We start from the raw sequence: 2,098 nt of genomic DNA, 5'->3' as shown, positions 1-2,098 counted from the left end.
GTGAAGGAGCCGAGACGGTGCAATTCGACGTGACCATCGAAATCCCGAAGGGGCAGCGAAACAAGTACGAGGTCGACCACGAGACCGGCCGCATCAGGTTGGACCGCTACCTCTACACCTCGATGGTTTACCCCACCGACTACGGCTTCATTGACGACACGCTGGGTGAGGACGGCGACCCGCTGGACGCTCTGGTGCTGCTGCCCGAGCCGCTGTACCCCGGTGTCGTGGTTGAGGCGCGACCCGTCGGGATGTTTCAGATGACCGACGAAGCCGGCGGCGACGCGAAAGTGTTGTGCGTCCCGGCCAAGGATGCCCGGTGGGACCACGTCACCGACATCGGCGACGTTCCGGCCCTCGAACTGGAGCAGATCAAACACTTTTTCTCGCAGTACAAAGCGCTGGAGCCGGGCAAGTTCGTGAAGGCCGCCGGGTGGGTGGGCCGGACCGAGGCCGAAGCCGAAGTGCAGCGCTCGCTGGAGCGGTTCAAGACCGGTGGCCACTGACCGCTCAAGCCACCGCGCGCAGCGCCCCCGGCGTCAGGTCCTTCAGCGAGGGGTAGCCGTCGACGGCCATGATCAGGTCGGCTTCGGCCAGAAGTGAGAGCAGGACGTGCACTATGCCCTCGACACCGCCGAGCGCTAAACCGTAGGCGTAGGGGCGGCCGATTCCGACGGCGGTCGCTCCCATGGCGAGTGCTTTGATCACGTCGGCGCCGCTGCGGACGCCCGAGTCGAACAGCACCGGCAGCCCGTCGGCGGCCTCGAGCACTCCGGGTAGGCAGTCCAGCGTCGGCAGACCGCCGTTGGCTTGCCGGCCGCCGTGGTTGGAGCAGTAGATGGCGTCGACGCCGAGGTCTTTGGCGCGGCGGACATCGTCGGGGTGACAGATGCCCTTGACCATCAGCGGCAGGCTGGTTTCGGCCCGCAGCCATTCCAGGTCGTCCCATCGGAACGGACCACCGAAAATGGGCAGTTTCCGCACCGCCGCCTCGGTGGGGTCTTCGCCCGGTTGCAGCTTGGCGAGGAAAACCGGGTCAGAGGTGTAATTGCTCAGGCATCCGCTCGGCACCTGCGGATAGTTACCGCCGCTCAGGTCGCGAGGTCGCCAGCCGGTGACCCAGGTATCGAGCGTGACCGCGATGCCCTTCACTCCGGTCGCTTCGGCGCGGTGCACGAGGCTGGCGGCCATCTCGCGGTCCGGCGGCGTGTACAGCTGAAAGAAGCCGGGGGTTGCGCCGAGCTGCGGGACGACCTCCTCCATCGGATCGGCGGTGAGTGTGCCGACGAAGAACGGCACGCCGGTGCGCGCGGACGCCCGTGCGGCAGCCAGGTCTCCGTGACCGTCCTGGGCGCACACCCCGATGACGCCGATCGGCGCCATGAATATCGGGCACGACAACGTGACCCCGAACAGCTCGACCGACAGGTCGCGTTCGGCGGGCGCGATGCCCATTCGCGGGTACAGGCCCCAGCGTTTGAAGGCCTGGCAGTTGGCCTGTTGAGTGTGCTCGTCACCGGCGCCGCCGGCGACATAGCCCAACACTTTCGGCGGCATCGCCGCAGCCGCCTTCGCCTGAAGGTCGGCGAAGTTGATCGGATACGGCGGCTGGCGGCCGGCCTGCCCCTGCCGATAGAGCTCGTTTTGATAGTCGGCGAACGCCATCGCCCGCGCATACCCTGCGGTCGGTTCGCCCAACCGCTGCGGAGCTGGTTGGGGGCCACCATTTCCCGTCTCCGTGGGCAGGGTATTAACCGACGGCGAGTCAACGACAGCGAAGGAGACCAGTGGCAAAGCACGGGATATCGGTCGGCATGGCGGTCGCGGCCGTGACGGTGGCGAGTCTTGTCGGCTGTTCGCAGAACAAATCGGCCCCCGGTTCGTCGCCGGCCGGTTCAGCGCCAGCCGGCCCGCCGAAAGTCATCGTCGACGGCCAGAACCAGAATGTCACCGGTCAAGTGAGCTGCAATCAGATGAGCGGCAACCTGAGCATCGGTATTGGTGATCCGACCAACGGCGTCGGCGCGGTGGTCACCAATGCTGATCCGCCAGCGGTCCAATCGGTCGGGCTGGGCAGTGTCAACGGCGTGACGCTGGG

3 protein-coding genes are annotated in these 2,098 nt (G+C 66.6%); 2 read left to right on the top strand and 1 reads right to left on the bottom strand.

Annotated elements, in window-relative coordinates; all coding sequences use genetic code 11:
* The first annotated feature begins 17 nt into the window (after positions 1–17).
* Complete coding sequence (locus WA317_RS02675; RefSeq protein WP_425171567.1) at positions 18–506, top strand: inorganic diphosphatase; 489 nt, start codon at positions 18–20, stop codon at positions 504–506.
* A gap of 4 nt (positions 507–510) precedes the next feature.
* Here the strand turns inward: WA317_RS02675 and WA317_RS02670 are convergent, their stop codons facing one another.
* On the bottom strand, positions 511–1,665 hold the full coding sequence (locus WA317_RS02670; RefSeq protein ID WP_425171566.1) for an alpha-hydroxy-acid oxidizing protein: 1,155 nt from the start codon (positions 1,663–1,665) through the stop codon (positions 511–513).
* Positions 1,666–1,787: 122 nt separating this feature from the next.
* Between WA317_RS02670 and WA317_RS02665 the strand changes: the two genes are divergently transcribed.
* Positions 1,788–2,098: lipoprotein LpqH (locus WA317_RS02665; protein ID WP_425171565.1), on the top strand; the 311-nt coding region annotated here is incomplete at its 3' end.

Origin of the sequence: Mycobacterium sp., assembly GCF_049802695.1 — a bacterium.
Classification (GTDB): Bacteria; Actinomycetota; Actinomycetes; order Mycobacteriales; family Mycobacteriaceae; genus Mycobacterium.
This window is presented reverse-complemented; position numbering and strand designations above follow the sequence as displayed.

What these genes read in the sequence shown, in the direction of transcription:
- WA317_RS02670 (WP_425171566.1), bottom strand. Translation starts at nt 1,665, where the DNA reads ATGGCGTTCGCCGACTATCAAAACGAGCTCTATCGGCAGGGGCAGGCC.